Raw genomic sequence first — 14,382 nt, 5'->3', positions numbered from 1 at the left:
ATGCCGGCATCCGATGCTCGCGGATGTCGACGTTGCGACTAGGGTAAACGTCCATATGCCTTGGTTAGTCAGGACAGGGAGCCCGCCGACGCTGGACGCGCCGGGGGGCGCGGGCATTGTCGTGCTGCGTTGCCGCAGTGTCAATCCCGGCAAGCGCCCTGCTCGAACGAAAGTTGTTGCGCACGCGGCCGGAATGTTCCGCTCAGCCCACCGCTGCCGACGAGACCGCCGGCTGCAGCAACGGCGACACCAGCCAGTGGTCGGCCAGCAGGAACGCGAACAACGCCATCAGGTAGACGATGGAGTAGTTGAACACCTTCATCGCGTACAGCTCGTCCGGCGGGTTCAGCAGGCGCACCGCGTAATACAGGAACGCCCCGCCCAGCACCGCCGCACCGCCCAGGTAGACCAGCCCGCTCATCCCGGTCAGCGCCGGCAGCAGGGTCACCAGCACCAGCAGCACGGTGTAGAACAGGATGTGCCAGCGGGTGAACACCACGCCATGGGTCACCGGCAGCATCGGCACCTGGGCGCGCGAGTAGTCGTCGCGGCGGAAGATCGCCAGCGCCCAGAAATGCGGCGGCGTCCACACGAAGATGATCAGGCACAGCTGCAGCGCGTACGGGTGCAGCGCGCCGGTCACCGCGGTCCAGCCCAGCACCGGCGGGATCGCGCCGGCGAGGCCGCCGATCACGATGTTCTGCGGCGAGGCGCGCTTCAGGAAGGCGGTGTAGATCACCGCGTAGCCGATCAGCCCGGCGAAGGTCAGCACCGCGGTCAGCGTGTTGACCAGCAGCACCAGCACCAGCATCGAGGCGACGCCCAGCGCCAGCGCGAACACGAACACCTGGCGCGGGTTGAGGTGCCCGGTGGCGAGCGGGCGGTGCGCGGTGCGCACCATCACCTTGTCGATGCGCTGGTCGATCAGCTGGTTGAACGCGGCGGCCGAGGACGATGCCAGCCAGATCCCCAGCGTGCCGAACACCAGCGCCTGCCAGTGCGGCAACCCGGGCACGGCGAGGAACATGCCGATCACCGCGCAGAACACCAGCAGGGCGACGATGCGCGGCTTGGTCAGTTGCATGTACTCGTGGAAGGCGCTCATCGTCAGTGTCGTCCCGGCGGCAGGAAGATCGATTCGTCGCGCCGCCGCTGCGTGCGCGCCAGCGTGGCCAGCAGGGTGAACAGCAGCAGCGCGGCCACGCCATTGTGCGCGGTCGCCACCGCCAGCGGCAGGCCGAAGTACACGTTGCTGATGCCCAGCAGCACCTGGCCCGCCAGCGCCAGCGCGATCGCCAGGCCGCAGCCGACCATGCCGCGCCGGGCGGCCCTGGTCGCCAGCCAGCCGAGGTAGCAGAACACCACCAGCGCACCGAGCCGGTGTGCAATCTGGATTGCGCTGCGCGCAGCCATGTCGAGCACGCCACCCTCGTAGTTCACGCCGATCCCGCGCCACAGCACGAAGCCCTCGCGGAAATCCGTGGGCGGCGCCCACTGGCCAAGGCACTGCGGGAACGAACCGGGGCCGTAGCCGCAGGCCAGCGCCGCGTAGTTCGCCGAGGTCCAGCCGCCCAGCGCGATCTGGCACAGCAGCAGCACGATGCCGATCGCCACCAGCCGGCGCAAATCGGCGAAGTGATCGTCCGCTGCCGCCACGCCGGCGAAGCGCAGCGCGGCGTACGCCAGCAGCGCGAACGTGGCCATGCCGCCGAGCAGATGGCCCATCACCACGATCGGCTTGAGCAGCAAGGTCACCGTCCACATGCCGAGCATCGCCTGGAAGATGATCACCGCCAGCGCCAGCACGCAGATCTTCCAGGCACCGGGCCGCGGCAGGCGGATTGCGGCGAGCAGCGGCAGCGCGATCGCACAGGCCGCCAGCAACGACGACCACAGGTGTTCGCCGCGCATGTACAGGCCCACCCCGAGTGCCGCGAACACGGCGCCGGCGAGCACCGCCAGCAGCGCGCTGCGCCGGCGCCAGCTGGCGAGCACCGCCAGCAGCAGCACCAGCACCCCGAGCGTGCCGGCGAGGAAGCGGTGCACCTGTTCGCGCCAGGCCTTGTGCGCCTCGTACGGGCGGTCCGGGAAGGCCGCGTCGGCGTGCGCCACCGCCTGCGCGTGCTGCGGCCAGGTGACCTGGCCGTAGCAGGTCGGCCAGTCCGGGCAGGACAGGCCGGCGTTCGACAGCCGCACGAAGGCGCCGAACATCACCAGCCCGAACGCGAACACCGCTGCGAACAGCGCCAGCCAGCGCAGGGTTTTCAGGGAGCGTGCCGACATCACTTGATCACCTTCACCATGTCCCGCAACAGGCCGGGAACCTCGAAGCCCGCCGGGTACAGCGACAGTGCAGTGCCGTTGGATTCCACCAATACGGCACTGACGCTGTCCGGCGCGGCCGGCGCGTACGCGGCCAGCTTGCCATCGACGTCGCTACCGAGCGTCCAGAAGGTCTGCATCGCGGTGCGCCGGCCCGGATCCGCCGGCGGCACGCCGACGTAGAGCAGGCGCAGGCGCGACTGGTTGCGGTTGAGCATGACGCGCGCCTTGGCGATCCCGGTCAGCGTCTCGAAGCATTGCGCGGCGCAGTCCGGGCCGGCCAGTGCAATCAGGGTGAATCGCGGTTCGCTGTCGCGCCATGGCCATGATGTGCCGTCGTACAGCCGCACCTGCAACTGCTCGGCGACGAAGTTGCGCTGCGGCAGGATCGGCTGGCCGTTGCCCTTCACGCCCGGCTGCCAGCCGCTCCAGTTGAGCAGGCCGGCGATGATCATCGGCGCGGCAAACACCAGTGCGACCAGCAGCAGGAACCTTCGGCTTTTGCGCACGGTGGCGGGGTCAGCGGCTTTCATCGGACTTGACGACCTTCGGGGAATCAGGGCTTGCGCGGTGGGCGCTTGCGATGCACGACCAGCAGGATCACCACCGCGGCAAGCGCGAAGGTGAACCACTGGAACGCGTAGGCGCGATGCCGCGCCGGCGGCATCGCGGAGAAATCGAGGGTATGCACGCGTACGTAGATCGAGGCCGGATCGGGATCCAGCGCCAGCAGCCGCGGAAACAGCGGTCGGCCGAGGTCGCGGGCGATCTCCGCCGGGTCCAGGAAGATGCTGCTCTTCGGCCACTGCGCCTGCCGCGCCAGCGCATTGCCGCCCATCTCGAAGCCGGGCGGCGGCGGCGGCACGTACACGCCTTGCAGGCTCACCTCGCCGTCGGGCAGCGGCGGCAGCTGCGGCGTCTTGCCGTTGCCGTTGCCGGGCAGGAAGCCCAGGTCGACCAGCAGCAGCGGCGCCCGGCCGTCCACCGCCAGCGGCGCGAATACCTCCACGCCGCCGAAACTGTCGTGCTTCGGGTTGTCCAGCAGGTACAGCCGGTCGGCCAGGTAGCGGCCGCTCACGCGCACCCGCGGGAAGCCGTCCGCCGGCGGCGTTTCGGCGACCCTGGCGAAGTCCTGCAGCGGCGCCTCCGCCGATGCGGCATACCGCCGCAGAAGCGCTTCCTTGAAGTCGGCGCGATGCAGCTGCCACACGCCCAAACGCACGAACAGCAAGGCTCCGGCCGCGGTCAGCAGCAACGCCCACCAGGAAGGACGGCGAAACCCGTTCACGCCGGGCGCCTGCCGGCGACCGCTATACTCGCCTTGTCGAACTGGATCGGGTCAATCACGTGGAAACCATCTATAAAATCGCGCTGGTGGTGGTGCTGCTGGTGGTGATCTTCAGCCTCGGCCAGGCGCTGTACTTCATGATGACCGACAAGGACGACGACCGCCGCACGGTGTGGGCCCTGACCCGCCGCATCGGCCTGTCGCTGCTGTTCATCGCCATGGTCGCGTTCGGCATCTGGATGGGCTGGCTGCATCCCCACGACGTCGGCCAGTGATTGTAACCGCACGGCGGCGACTGTTCCTCCGCAAGACGAAAAGCCCGCCGAATGGCGGGCTTTCTTGTACTCAAACTCGATCCCGGGCGCGGCTTCTTTGAAGAGTCCGGCCATGGCGAGGGCATGGATGCCCGAGTTGAGGCAACGCAGGAGCCGTTGCCCGATGGCCGGTTTTTGACCTTCGCTCTCCGCGACGGGAAGTCGCGTGAAGTCCTGCCTTTTTGAAGAGTCCGGCCACGGATGGCCGGTTCTTGACCTTCGCCTTCCGCGACAGGATGTCGCGTCAAAGTATATAGACGAACATGAACAGGCCGAGCCAGACCACGTCGACGAAGTGCCAGTACCAGGCCACCGCCTCGAAGCCGAAGTGGTGCTCCTTGTTGAAGTGGCCCTTCAGCACGCGCAGCCAGATCACCGCCAGCATGATCGTGCCCAGCGTCACGTGCAGGCCGTGGAAGCCGGTGAGCAGGAAGAAGGTCGAGCCGTAGACGCCGCTGTGCAGGGTGAGGTTCAGTTCCTTGTACGCCTCGATGTACTCGTGCGCCTGGAAGTACAGGAAGGTGGCGCCGAGCAATACGGTCAGGCCCAGGAACAGCAGGATCCTGCCGCGGTGGCCGGCGCGCAGCGCATGGTGCGCGATCGTCACGGTGACGCTGGAGGTGAGCAGGATCAGCGTGTTCAGCAGCGGCAGCCCCCACGCCGGCACGGTGCGGAACGCGCCGCCGGCCTGCTCCGGGCCGTTGCCGCCATTGGCGCCCCAAGCGGCGGCGTAGTCGCTCCACAGGAACTGATGGGTCAGCACGCCGTGGCCGTGGCCGCCGAGCCACGGCACCGAGAACATGCGGATGTAGAACAGCGCGCCGAAGAACGCGCCGAAGAACATCACCTCGGAGAAGATGAACCACATCATGCCCATGCGGAACGAGGTGTCCACCTGGTGGTTGTAGCTGCCGGCCAGCGACTCGTTGATCACCGAGCGGAACCAGCCGAAGAACATGCCCAGCACGCCGATCACGCCGACGCTCAGCACGGTCTTGCCGAAGCCGGCGTCGCCGGGCTCGGCGTTCAGCCAGTGCGCGGCACCGAACACGGTGATGAACATGACCACCGCGGCCACGAAAGGCCAGGTGCTCTTGGCTGGAACGAAGTAAGCGTCGTGCTGCTGACCCATGGTGAGACCCCGTGGATTTCTCTTGATGACTTTTGCCCCGTCGTGCCGCCCGGGGAACTGCAGGCCGGTCGTCGAGCCGGACCGGTCGGAAAAACGTGTGGCGCCCGCGATACCGCTATTTCATCAGCATGATCTGCAGGAACGACAGCAGGAAGAACGCCAGCACGATCGCCACCAGCACCGTCACGGTGCGCCGCACGCCCTTGCGGCGGCCTTCGCCGTCGTCGGCAGCTGGATGGTTGGCGGTGTGCTGGGTCATTCCGGTTCGTTCCGTTGCGACGTCCCGGCCGGTGTGGCCGGGGCCCCGCGGTCAGGTTCAGTCGTTCACGTGGCCGTGCGCCAGTTCGTCGTCGTTGATCACCGGCGGCACCTCGAAGGTATGGTGCGGCGCCGGCGACGGCACCGTCCACTCCAGGCCCTTGGCACCTTCCCAGACGCGGTCGGTGGCCTTCTTCTTCGAGAAGAACACGCAGTGGATCACCACGCCGACGAAGATCAGCTGGGTGGCGCCGAACAGGAAGCCGCCGATCGAGCTGATCATGTTGAAGTTGGCGAATGCCACGTTGTAGTCGGGAATGCGGCGCGGCATGCCGGCCAGGCCCAGGAAGTGCTGCGGGAAGAACAGCACGTTGACCCAGATCACGCTGTTCCAGAAGTGCACCTTGCCCCAGAACTCGTTGTACATGTGGCCGGTCCACTTCGGCATCCAGTAGTACGCCGAGCCGATGATCGCGAACAGCGCGCCGGTCACCAGCACGTAGTGGAAGTGCGCCACCACGAAGTAGGTGTCGTGGTACTGGAAGTCGGCCGGCACCAGCGCCAGCATCAGGCCGGAGAAACCGCCGATGGTGAACAGGATGATGAAGGCGAGCGCGAACAGCATCGGCGTCTCGAACGTCATCGAGCCGCCCCACATGGTGGCGACCCAGTTGAATACCTTCACGCCGGTCGGCACCGAGATCAGCATGGTGGCGTACATGAAGAAGATCTCGGCGCCCAGCGGCAGGCCCACCGCGAACATGTGGTGCGCCCACACGATGAACGACAGGAACGCGATGCAGGCGATCGCGAACACCATCGCCTTGTAGCCGAAGATCGGCTTGCGCGCGAAGGTCGGCACGATCTCCGAGATGATCCCGAACGCCGGCAGGATCATGATGTACACCTCGGGGTGGCCGAAGAACCAGAAGATGTGCTGGTACAGCACCGGGTCGCCGCCGCCGCCCGGGTTGAAGAAGTTGGTGCCGAAGTACTTGTCGGTGAGCAGCATGGTCACCGCGCCGGCCAGCACCGGCATCACCGCGATCAGCAGGAAGGCGGTGATCAGCCAGCTCCACACGAACACCGGCATCTTCAGCAGGTCCATGCCGGGCGCGCGCATGTTGAGGATGGTGGCGATGATGTTGATCGCGCCCATGATCGAGCTGATGCCCATCAGGTGGATGGCGAACACTACGTAGGCCAGCGAATCGGTCTGCAGCGCCAGCGGCGGGTACATGGTCCAGCCGCCGGCCGGGCCGCCGCCGGGCAGGAACAGCGTGGACAGCATCAGCAGGAAAGCGAACGGCAGGATCCAGAACGACAGGTTGTTCATGCGCGGCAGCGCCATGTCCGGCGCGCCGACCATCAGCGGGATCATCCAGTTGCCGAGGCCGACGAAGGCCGGCATGATCGCGCCGAAGATCATGATCAGCGCGTGCATGGTGGTCAGCTCGTTGAAGAAGTACGGCTGCATCAGCTGCATGCCGGGCTTGAACAACTCGGCGCGGATCAACATCGCAAAGCTGCCGCCGATGAAGAACATCGTCAGCGAGAAGATCAGGTACAGCGTGCCGATGTCCTTGTGGTTGGTCGACATGAACCAGCGCTGGAAGAAACTTTTCGGCGCGCCGTGGTGATCGTCGTGCTGATCATGGGTGGCTGCGTAGGACATGGCCTTGCACCTCTAACCTGGAATATTGAATGCGACTGCGAGAGAAACGGGTGCCGGGCGGGGCTCAGCCCTGCTTGGCCGCGGCCGGGGCGGCGACCTGCGCGGTTTGCGGCGCCGGAGCCGGCGCGGCGGAGTGCGCCTCCTGCTCGGCCAGCCACTTGGCGAAATCCGCCTTGGTCTTGACCTCCACCACGATCGGCATGAAGCCGTGGTCCTGGCCGCACAACTCGGCGCACTGGCCGCGGTAGGTGCCCGGCGTGGTGAAGTTCGCCCAGGCCGCGTTGATGATCCCGGGGATCGCGTCGAGCTTCCAGCCGGCCGCCGGCACCCACCAGGAGTGGATCACGTCGCCGCTGGTGATCACGAAGCGGATCTTGGTGTCGACCGGCACTACCAGCGGCTTGTCGACGTTCAGCAGGTAAGTGCTTTCGTCGCCGACCTTCACCGCGAACGGGTCCAGGCCGGAACCGAGCTGGCGGGTCTGGTCGCTCTGCGAGTCGAGCTTGGACATGAAGCCGACCTTGTCGATCGACTTGCCCAGGTAATCGACGTAGTCGTAGCGCCACTTCCACTGGTAGCCGGTGACCTTGACGGTCATCTGCGAGCCGGTGGTGTCGGCCCAGCTGGCGAGGCCGCCGGTGGCCAGGTAGGCCAGGGTGATCAGGATCAGCACCGGGATGGTCGTCCAGACCACTTCCACCGTGGTGTTGTGCGACCACTTCTCGGCGACCGCGCCGCGCGACTTGCGGAAGCGGAACATCGCCACGAACATCGCGCCGAACACCAGCACGCCGATCACGGTGCACACGCCGAGCGCGATGTTGTTGAGGTGGTAGGCCACCGGCGACCAGGTGCTCGCGCCGCGCTCCATGTTCAGCTGCCACGGACCGGGGGCGGCCAGGGCCACGCTGCCGAACGATGCAAGGGCGAGGGCCGCCGCTGCCGTGAATGATCGCCTGATGCCGCCAGATGTCATGTCTTGCACCTTTGTTGAACCTGCTTGCGTGGCTGTCCGTTGAAATCGGCCAGCAACACCATGAGTTTCTTCGACAGCTCGATGCGTTCCTGGTCCGCCAGGAAAGCGCCGATCTCCAGCTCGCGCCCGTGCGACGACAACAGCAGGCGCCGACGCCCGTCACCCGGCTCCAGCAGCACGCGCACCCAGTACGACTGGAAACGCGTGCGGCGCCGGCCCGGCAGGGATTGCACCTCCAGCGACGCTGCGTCGAGGGTGATGCGCTCACTGCGGTCGCCGGCCCGCCAGGCCACGCTCAAGGCGACAGCCACGGCGGCGGATTCGACCAGGGCGAACAGCGGAGCGAACACATTCCCCTGCCACGCACCCAGGCCGGCCGTTGCCAGCACCAGCGCCACCAGAACCACGATCAAGCGACGCAGACCGCGCCGGCTGAGCGTGCGATTGGGCTTGAGCCACATCGTCACGCAGGGCAAGCCGGCGGTAGCTGGTCGAAGCACGATCATGGGGACCCGGCGTGCCTGGAACGCTGGAATGATAGGCCGCGGCGAGGCGGTGGGCAAGAATGTCGCACCCCGATGATCTGGATCAGCCCCGTGCGCCGCCTCGAGTGCCGGCCCGGCGACACCCTCGCCGGCCCCCAGGCGGCGCCGCGATCCGCTCGCTTCCGCGACGGCCCGGCGTACAATCCGCGCTTCCCCTCCGCCACCGCGGATCCTCGCGACCTGCCCGTGACCCAGCCCATCCTCAGCCCCGAACTCCCCGTCGACAACATCCCCGCACGCGCACGCATCACCGCCGCCTGGCTGCGCGACGAAACCGAAGCCGTCAACGACCTGCTCGCCCAGGCCACCCTGCCGCCCGCCGAACGCGAGCAGGTGATCGACCTCGCCGCCGGCCTGGTCGCCCGCGTGCGCGTGCGCGCGAAGGACCAGAGCGCGGTCGAATCCTTCATGCGCCAGTACGACCTGTCCTCCGAGGAAGGCGTGCTGCTGATGTGCGTAGCCGAGGCGCTGCTGCGCATCCCCGACAAGGCCACCGCCGACAAGCTGATCCGCGACAAGCTGGGCGAGGCCGACTGGAAGAAGCACCTGGGCCAGAGCGAGTCGCTGTTCGTCAACGCCTCCACCTGGGGCCTGATGCTCACCGGCCGCCTGGTGAACCTGGCCGAGGAGACCCGCCACGACTTCACCGGCGCGCTGAAGCGGCTGGTCGGCCGCGCCGGCGAACCGGCGATCCGGCTGGCGGTGCGCCAGGCGATGCGCATCATGGGCCACCAGTTCGTGATGGGGCAGACCATCGACGAGGCGCTGGACCGCTGCGCGAAGAAGGAATACGCGGTGTACCGCTACTCCTACGACATGCTGGGCGAGTCCGCGCTCACTGCCGAGACCGCCGAGCGCTACCAGGAGGACTACCGCCGCGCGATCGCCGCGCTCGGCGCGCGCGGCCCGTTCGCCAACCATACCGATGCCCCCTCGATCTCGGTGAAGCTGTCCGCGCTGCACCCGCGCTACGAGGTGGCCAAGCGCGAGCTGGCCCGGCGCCAGCTCACCGAAAAGCTGCTGGAACTGTCGCAGCTCGCCATGAAGCACGGCATCGCGCTGTCGGTCGACGCCGAGGAGGCCGACCGCCTCGAACTGTCGCTGGACATCATCGGCGACGTCTTCATGCACCCCTCGCTGGCGGGCTGGAACGGCCTGGGCATCGTGGTGCAGGCGTACTCCAAGCGCACCCCGTTCGTGATCGACTGGTTGATCGAGACCGCGCGCAGCAGCGGCCGCCGCTGGTACGCGCGCCTGGTCAAGGGCGCCTACTGGGACGCCGAGATCAAGCGCGCGCAGGAGCAGGGCCTGGCCGGCTACCCGGTATACACGCGCAAGCCGAACACCGACGTGTCCTACCTCGCCTGCGCGCGCAAGCTGTTCGATGCCGGCAGCGAATTCATCTACCCGCAGTTCGCCACCCACAACGCGCACACCATCGCCGCCGTGCACCACATCGCACACGGCCGGCCGTTCGAGTTCCAGCGCCTGCACGGCATGGGCACCGATCTGTACGCCGAGGTGATCGGCAAGGACAACCTCAACGTGCCGTGCCGCGTGTACGCGCCGGTGGGCACGCACGAGGACCTGCTGCCGTACCTGGTGCGCCGCCTGCTCGAGAACGGCGCCAACACCAGCTTCGTCAACCGCGTGGTGGACGAGACGCTGCCGGTGCGCGAGCTGGTCGCCGACCCGTGCGAGACGGTGCGCCGCTTCGCCTCCATTCCCCACCCGCGCATCCCGCTGCCGGTCAATCTCTACGGTGAGAATGCCGCGCTGGCGCAGCATCCGAATTTTGTTTCCAGGAAGAATTCCATGGGCGTCAACTTCTCCAACGACAACGAACTGAAGGCGATGGCCGACGCGGTCAACGCGAACGCCGGCCCGTGGACCGCCGGCCCGCTGGTGCCGGGCGCCGCCGCCAGCGGCCCGACCGTGCAGGTGACCAACCCGGCCGACCGCCGCCAGGCCGTCGGCCGCTACGTCAGCGCCGACGGCGCCACCGTCGACAAGGCGCTGGCCAACGCGGTCGCCGCCCAGCCCGGCTGGGATCGCCTGCCCGCGGCCAGCCGCGCCGCGATCCTCGAACACGCCGCCGAGCAGCTCGAGGCACGCCGCGGCGAGTTCATCGCGCTGTGCGTGCGCGAGGCCGGCAAGAGCCTGCCCGACGCGATCGCCGAGATCCGCGAGGCCGCCGACTTCCTGCGCTACTACGCCGCGATGGCACGCCGCCTGTTCGGCCAGCCCGAGCAGCTGCCCGGCCCCACCGGCGAGAGCAACCAGCTGTTCCTCAACGGCCGCGGCGTGTTCGTCTGTATCAGCCCGTGGAACTTCCCGCTGGCGATCTTCCTCGGCCAGGTCAGCGCCGCGCTGGCCGCCGGCAACAGCGTGATCGCCAAGCCGGCCGAGCAGACTTCGCTGATCGGCCATGCCGCGGTGAAGCTGCTGCACGAGGCCGGCGTGCCGCTCGACGTGCTGCAGTACCTGCCCGGCGACGGCGCCACCGTGGGCGCCGCGCTGACCCGCGACCCGCGCGTGGCCGGCGTCGCGTTCACCGGCTCCACCGAGACCGCCTGGGCGATCAACCGCGCGCTGGCCGCGCGCAACGCGCCGATCGCCGCGCTGATCGCCGAGACCGGCGGCCAGAACGCGATGATCGCCGACTCCTCCGCGCTGCCCGAGCAGATCGTCAAGGACGTGATCGCCTCCGCATTCCAGTCCGCCGGCCAGCGCTGCTCGGCCGCGCGGGTGCTGTTCGTGCAGGAGGACATCGCCGACAAGGTCACCGCGATGCTGGCCGGCGCGATGGGCGAGCTGAAGGTGGGCGACCCGGGCCAGCTCTCCACCGACGTGGGCCCGGTGATCGACGAGGACGCGAAGAAGATCCTGGTCGACCACGCCGCGCGCATGGACAAGGAGGCGAAGAAGATCGGCGAGGTCGCGCTCGATCCGGCGGCCACCGGCCACGGCACCTTCTTCGCCCCGCGCGCCTACGAGATCGGTTCGCTGGCCACGCTGACCCGCGAGGTGTTCGGCCCGGTACTGCACGTCGTCCGCTGGAAGGGCAGCGAGCTGGCCCAGGTGGTCGAGCAGATCAATGCCACCGGCTACGGCCTCACCCTGGGCGTGCACAGCCGCATCAACGACACCGTCGACTACATCGCCAGCCACGCGCGCGTGGGCAACTGCTACGTCAACCGCAACCAGATCGGCGCGGTGGTCGGCGTGCAGCCGTTCGGCGGCGAGAACCTCTCCGGCACCGGCCCCAAGGCCGGCGGCCCGCACTACCTGCTGCGCTTCGCCGGCGAACGCACGCTCACCGTCAACACCACGGCGGCCGGCGGCAACGCGTCGCTGCTCACCATCGGGGAGTAAGGCCGGATCCGGGAGAGCATGCCTCCCTCTCCCCAAGCTGTGCTTGGGGAGAGGCCGGGGTGAGGGGAAAGCTCTTCGGCATTGCCATGCCGCCGACGCAGCGAGTACGTTTCGAGCCATTGCACGGAGCGTTGGCATGGCAAAGCAGAGAAAAGGGCAAACCGAGTTCACCCGCTGGATGGGACCATTGCTCGATTGCCTGCGCGCGCTCGGCGGTTCGGCCAAGCCGCAGGAAGTGTCCCGCTGGATTGCACGCGAACTGCACCTTCCGCCCGAGATCACAGAGCCCACCATCAAGTCGGGCGCCAATCGCTTCCACAACCAGGTGCAGTGGGCGCGCCAGTATCTGGTGTGGCAGGGCCTGCTGGACGACGGTAGACGCGGCACCTGGACGTTGAGCCCGCTGGGTTGGAAGACCCGCCTCGACGAAAACGCCGCACGAACCATCTTCCTCGACCGGGTAAAGACCTACCAAGCCGAGCGCAAGCACGCGACAACGGAACCTCACGCCGAACCTGAGCTGACCGACACTGAGCCACCCGAGGAGTCGCAAGATCTCGGTTTGCTCGACATCCTCAAGTCCTTGCCGCCTTACGGCTTCGAGCTGATCTGCGGCCGCCTGCTGCGCGAGCACGGGTTCGAGGAAGTCGAGGTCACCCAGCGTTCGCGCGACGGCGGCATCGATGGCTACGGCCTGCTGCGCCTGAGCCCGTTCGTGAGTCTGCGCGTGGCGTTCCAGGCCAAGCGCTACAGGGACACCGTCACGCGCAGCGCAGTGGGCGAGTTCCGCAATGCCCTGCTCGGCCGCGCCGAGAAAGGCGTGTTCATCACCACCGGCCGCTTCACCCAGGACGCCGAGGTCGAAGCGACGCGCGATGGCGTGGTGCCGATCGAGCTGATCGACGGCGAGCAACTGGTCGAACTGTTCCAGGACAAGCTGATCGGCGTGAAGCCGAAGACGGTCTACGAGATCGACCACCCCTTCTTCGACGAATTCCGTCGCGAATCCTGAGCAAAACACCATGACCGACGCGCCAAATGTCGACCTCGCCAGCACCTTGCGACGCCTGCGCGAAGCCCAGGCGCGTGACCCGCTGCCCGACTGGCGCACCCGCGCCCGGCGCCTGCATGCGCTGCGGGCGCTGATCGCCGACCATCGCGCGGAGATCGCCGCGGCGATCCACGACGATTTCGGCAACCGCCCGCGCGAGGAGACCGAGCTGCTGGAGATCTTCCCCAGCCTGTCGGCGGTGCGCCACGCGCTGCGCCACGGCCGGCGCTGGATGAAGCCGAGGCGGCGGCTGGCCGACTGGCCGTTCCTGCCCGCGCGCACCGAACTGCGACCGCAACCACGCGGCGTGGTCGGCATCATCGTGCCCTGGAACTACCCACTGTTCCTGGCGGCCGGTCCGCTGGTCGACGCGCTGGTCGCCGGTAACCGCGCGATGCTGAAGATGAGCGAGTACACGCCGCGCTTCTCCGCGCTGTTCGCGGAACTGGTGGCGTGGCATTTCCCGGCCGACGAAGTACTGGTGGTGAACGGCGACGCCGCCGTGGGCCAGGCCTTCGCCGCCCTGCCGTTCGACCACCTGCTGTTCACCGGCTCCACCACGGTGGGCCGCCACGTGATGCGCGCGGCCGCGGCCAACCTCACCCCGGTGACGCTGGAACTGGGCGGCAAGTCGCCGGCGATCATCGGCCCCGGCGCACGTTTCGAGCACGCGGTGGAACGCATCGTGCTCGGCAAGCTGGTCAACGCCGGGCAGACCTGCGTCGCGCCGGACTATGTGCTGCTGCCGCGCGCGCGCATGACCGAGTTCATCGATGCAGCCAGGCACGTGGCGGCGCGGATGTATCCGCCATCCGCACCGGGCACGCCCTACGCCAGCATCGCTTCCGACCGCCAGTACCGGCGCCTGGTCGTGCTGCGCGACGACGCCGTGGCCGCCGGCGCACGCGCGCATGTGCTGGACACGCTCGGCGACGACCCGGCGAACCGCCGGCTTTCGCCGCTGCTGCTGAGCGAGGTCGGCGACCACATGGCGGTGATGCAGGACGAAATCTTCGGCCCGCTGCTGCCGCTGGTGCCGTACGACTCGCTGGACGAGGCGATCGCCTACGTGACGGCCCGCCCGCATCCGCTGGGCCTGTATCTGTTCGAACAGGACAGCGCCCTGGTCGACCACGTGCTGACGCGCACCGTGGCCGGCGGCGTCACCGTCAACGACACGCTGCTCCATTTTGCCCAGCACAACCTGCCGATCGGCGGCGTCGGCGCCTCCGGCATGGGCGGCTACCACGGCGAGGCCGGCTTCCGCACCTTCTCGCATCTGAAGCCGGTGTTCCGCCAGGCGCGCTGGAACGGTGCCGGCCTGCTCAACCCGCCCTACGGCGCACGCTTCCGGCGCATGCTCGACCTGCTGCTGCGCCGCGGTTGAAATCCCTTGCACAAAAAAACCTCCCCGCCGAAGCGGGGAGGTTTCACTTGCACGATTAC

At 68.0% G+C, this 14,382-nt stretch carries 14 protein-coding genes; 5 read left to right on the top strand and 9 right to left on the bottom strand.

Annotated elements, in window-relative coordinates; genetic code table 11:
• Positions 1–202 precede the first annotated feature (202 nt).
• From cyoE to RHOFW104R8_RS01885, 4 genes are read right to left on the bottom strand one after another with little or no spacing between them, the layout of a single operon-like run.
• Positions 203–1,105 carry a heme o synthase gene (gene cyoE, locus RHOFW104R8_RS01900; protein ID WP_068092247.1) on the bottom strand — a complete coding sequence of 301 codons (903 nt, stop codon included), beginning with the start codon at positions 1,103–1,105 and terminating at the stop codon, positions 203–205.
• A gap of 2 nt (positions 1,106–1,107) precedes the next feature.
• Entirely contained in the window at positions 1,108–2,283 is a 1,176-nt protein-coding gene (locus tag RHOFW104R8_RS01895; RefSeq protein ID WP_068092250.1) for a heme A synthase, read from the bottom strand.
• On the bottom strand, positions 2,283–2,855 hold the full coding sequence (locus tag RHOFW104R8_RS01890; RefSeq protein WP_068092253.1) for a hypothetical protein: 573 nt from the start codon (positions 2,853–2,855) through the stop codon (positions 2,283–2,285). The genes RHOFW104R8_RS01895 and RHOFW104R8_RS01890 overlap by 1 nt, the downstream gene beginning before the upstream one ends.
• Before the next feature lie 23 nt (positions 2,856–2,878).
• Complete coding sequence (locus RHOFW104R8_RS01885; protein ID WP_068092256.1) at positions 2,879–3,610, bottom strand: SURF1 family protein; 732 nt, start codon at positions 3,608–3,610, stop codon at positions 2,879–2,881.
• Between the two features lie 59 nt (positions 3,611–3,669).
• On the opposite strand from RHOFW104R8_RS01885, the gene RHOFW104R8_RS01880 reads away from it, so the two are divergent.
• Both RHOFW104R8_RS01880 and RHOFW104R8_RS17550 read left to right on the top strand, forming a co-directional pair.
• Positions 3,670–3,885, top strand: a complete 216-nt coding sequence (locus RHOFW104R8_RS01880) for a twin transmembrane helix small protein (RefSeq protein ID WP_068092259.1) — start codon at positions 3,670–3,672, stop codon at positions 3,883–3,885.
• Positions 3,886–3,936: 51 nt separating this feature from the next.
• Entirely contained in the window at positions 3,937–4,110 is a 174-nt protein-coding gene (locus tag RHOFW104R8_RS17550) for a hypothetical protein (protein ID WP_161487733.1), read from the top strand.
• A 58-nt stretch (positions 4,111–4,168) separates the two neighbouring features.
• Here the strand turns inward: RHOFW104R8_RS17550 and RHOFW104R8_RS01875 are convergent, their stop codons facing one another.
• The 5 genes from RHOFW104R8_RS01875 to RHOFW104R8_RS01860 form a co-directional block, all read right to left on the bottom strand.
• Entirely contained in the window at positions 4,169–5,056 is an 888-nt protein-coding gene (locus RHOFW104R8_RS01875) for a cytochrome c oxidase subunit 3 (protein ID WP_068092261.1), read from the bottom strand.
• Between the two features lie 115 nt (positions 5,057–5,171).
• A complete protein-coding gene (locus RHOFW104R8_RS17665; protein WP_162840139.1) occupies positions 5,172–5,315 on the bottom strand; it encodes a hypothetical protein in 144 nt (47 codons plus the stop codon).
• A 57-nt stretch (positions 5,316–5,372) separates the two neighbouring features.
• Positions 5,373–6,989, bottom strand: a complete 1,617-nt coding sequence (gene ctaD / locus RHOFW104R8_RS01870; protein WP_068092263.1) for a cytochrome c oxidase subunit I — start codon at positions 6,987–6,989, stop codon at positions 5,373–5,375.
• Between the two features lie 64 nt (positions 6,990–7,053).
• Positions 7,054–7,965 carry a cytochrome c oxidase subunit II gene (coxB, locus tag RHOFW104R8_RS01865; RefSeq protein WP_068092266.1) on the bottom strand — a complete coding sequence of 304 codons (912 nt, stop codon included), beginning with the start codon at positions 7,963–7,965 and terminating at the stop codon, positions 7,054–7,056.
• A complete protein-coding gene (locus RHOFW104R8_RS01860; RefSeq protein ID WP_068092273.1) occupies positions 7,962–8,426 on the bottom strand; it encodes a DUF2244 domain-containing protein in 465 nt (154 codons plus the stop codon). The genes coxB and RHOFW104R8_RS01860 overlap by 4 nt, the downstream gene beginning before the upstream one ends.
• Positions 8,427–8,696: 270 nt before the next feature.
• On the opposite strand from RHOFW104R8_RS01860, the gene putA reads away from it, so the two are divergent.
• The 3 genes from putA (at position 8,697) to RHOFW104R8_RS01845 (ending at position 14,323) form a co-directional block, all read left to right on the top strand.
• On the top strand, positions 8,697–11,885 hold the full coding sequence (putA, locus tag RHOFW104R8_RS01855) for a bifunctional proline dehydrogenase/L-glutamate gamma-semialdehyde dehydrogenase PutA (protein WP_068092338.1): 3,189 nt from the start codon (positions 8,697–8,699) through the stop codon (positions 11,883–11,885).
• Positions 11,886–12,021: 136 nt separating this feature from the next.
• Positions 12,022–12,897, top strand: a complete 876-nt coding sequence (locus tag RHOFW104R8_RS01850; protein WP_068092277.1) for a restriction endonuclease — start codon at positions 12,022–12,024, stop codon at positions 12,895–12,897.
• 10 nt (positions 12,898–12,907) lie between these two features.
• Positions 12,908–14,323, top strand: a complete 1,416-nt coding sequence (locus tag RHOFW104R8_RS01845; protein ID WP_068092280.1) for a coniferyl aldehyde dehydrogenase — start codon at positions 12,908–12,910, stop codon at positions 14,321–14,323.
• Positions 14,324–14,382 lie beyond the last annotated feature (59 nt).

This window comes from Rhodanobacter sp. FW104-R8 (assembly GCF_001617365.1).
In the GTDB taxonomy this organism is placed as follows: domain Bacteria; phylum Pseudomonadota; class Gammaproteobacteria; order Xanthomonadales; family Rhodanobacteraceae; genus Rhodanobacter.
This window is presented reverse-complemented; position numbering and strand designations above follow the sequence as displayed.

Excerpts from the sequence above, each read along its gene's own strand:
- cyoE (WP_068092247.1), bottom strand. The coding sequence starts at position 1,105 with ATGAGCGCCTTCCACGAGTACATGCAACTGACCAAGCCGCGCATCGTC.
- RHOFW104R8_RS01895 (WP_068092250.1), bottom strand. The coding sequence starts at position 2,283 with ATGTCGGCACGCTCCCTGAAAACCCTGCGCTGGCTGGCGCTGTTCGCA.
- RHOFW104R8_RS01890 (WP_068092253.1), bottom strand. The coding sequence starts at position 2,855 with ATGAAAGCCGCTGACCCCGCCACCGTGCGCAAAAGCCGAAGGTTCCTG.
- RHOFW104R8_RS17550 (WP_161487733.1), top strand. The coding sequence starts at position 3,937 with ATGGCGGGCTTTCTTGTACTCAAACTCGATCCCGGGCGCGGCTTCTTT.
- RHOFW104R8_RS01875 (WP_068092261.1), bottom strand. The coding sequence starts at position 5,056 with ATGGGTCAGCAGCACGACGCTTACTTCGTTCCAGCCAAGAGCACCTGG.
- RHOFW104R8_RS17665 (WP_162840139.1), bottom strand. The coding sequence starts at position 5,315 with ATGACCCAGCACACCGCCAACCATCCAGCTGCCGACGACGGCGAAGGC.
- ctaD (WP_068092263.1), bottom strand. The coding sequence starts at position 6,989 with ATGTCCTACGCAGCCACCCATGATCAGCACGACGATCACCACGGCGCG.
- coxB (WP_068092266.1), bottom strand. The coding sequence starts at position 7,965 with ATGACATCTGGCGGCATCAGGCGATCATTCACGGCAGCGGCGGCCCTC.
- RHOFW104R8_RS01860 (WP_068092273.1), bottom strand. The coding sequence starts at position 8,426 with ATGTGGCTCAAGCCCAATCGCACGCTCAGCCGGCGCGGTCTGCGTCGC.
- RHOFW104R8_RS01850 (WP_068092277.1), top strand. The coding sequence starts at position 12,022 with ATGGCAAAGCAGAGAAAAGGGCAAACCGAGTTCACCCGCTGGATGGGA.
- RHOFW104R8_RS01845 (WP_068092280.1), top strand. The coding sequence starts at position 12,908 with ATGACCGACGCGCCAAATGTCGACCTCGCCAGCACCTTGCGACGCCTG.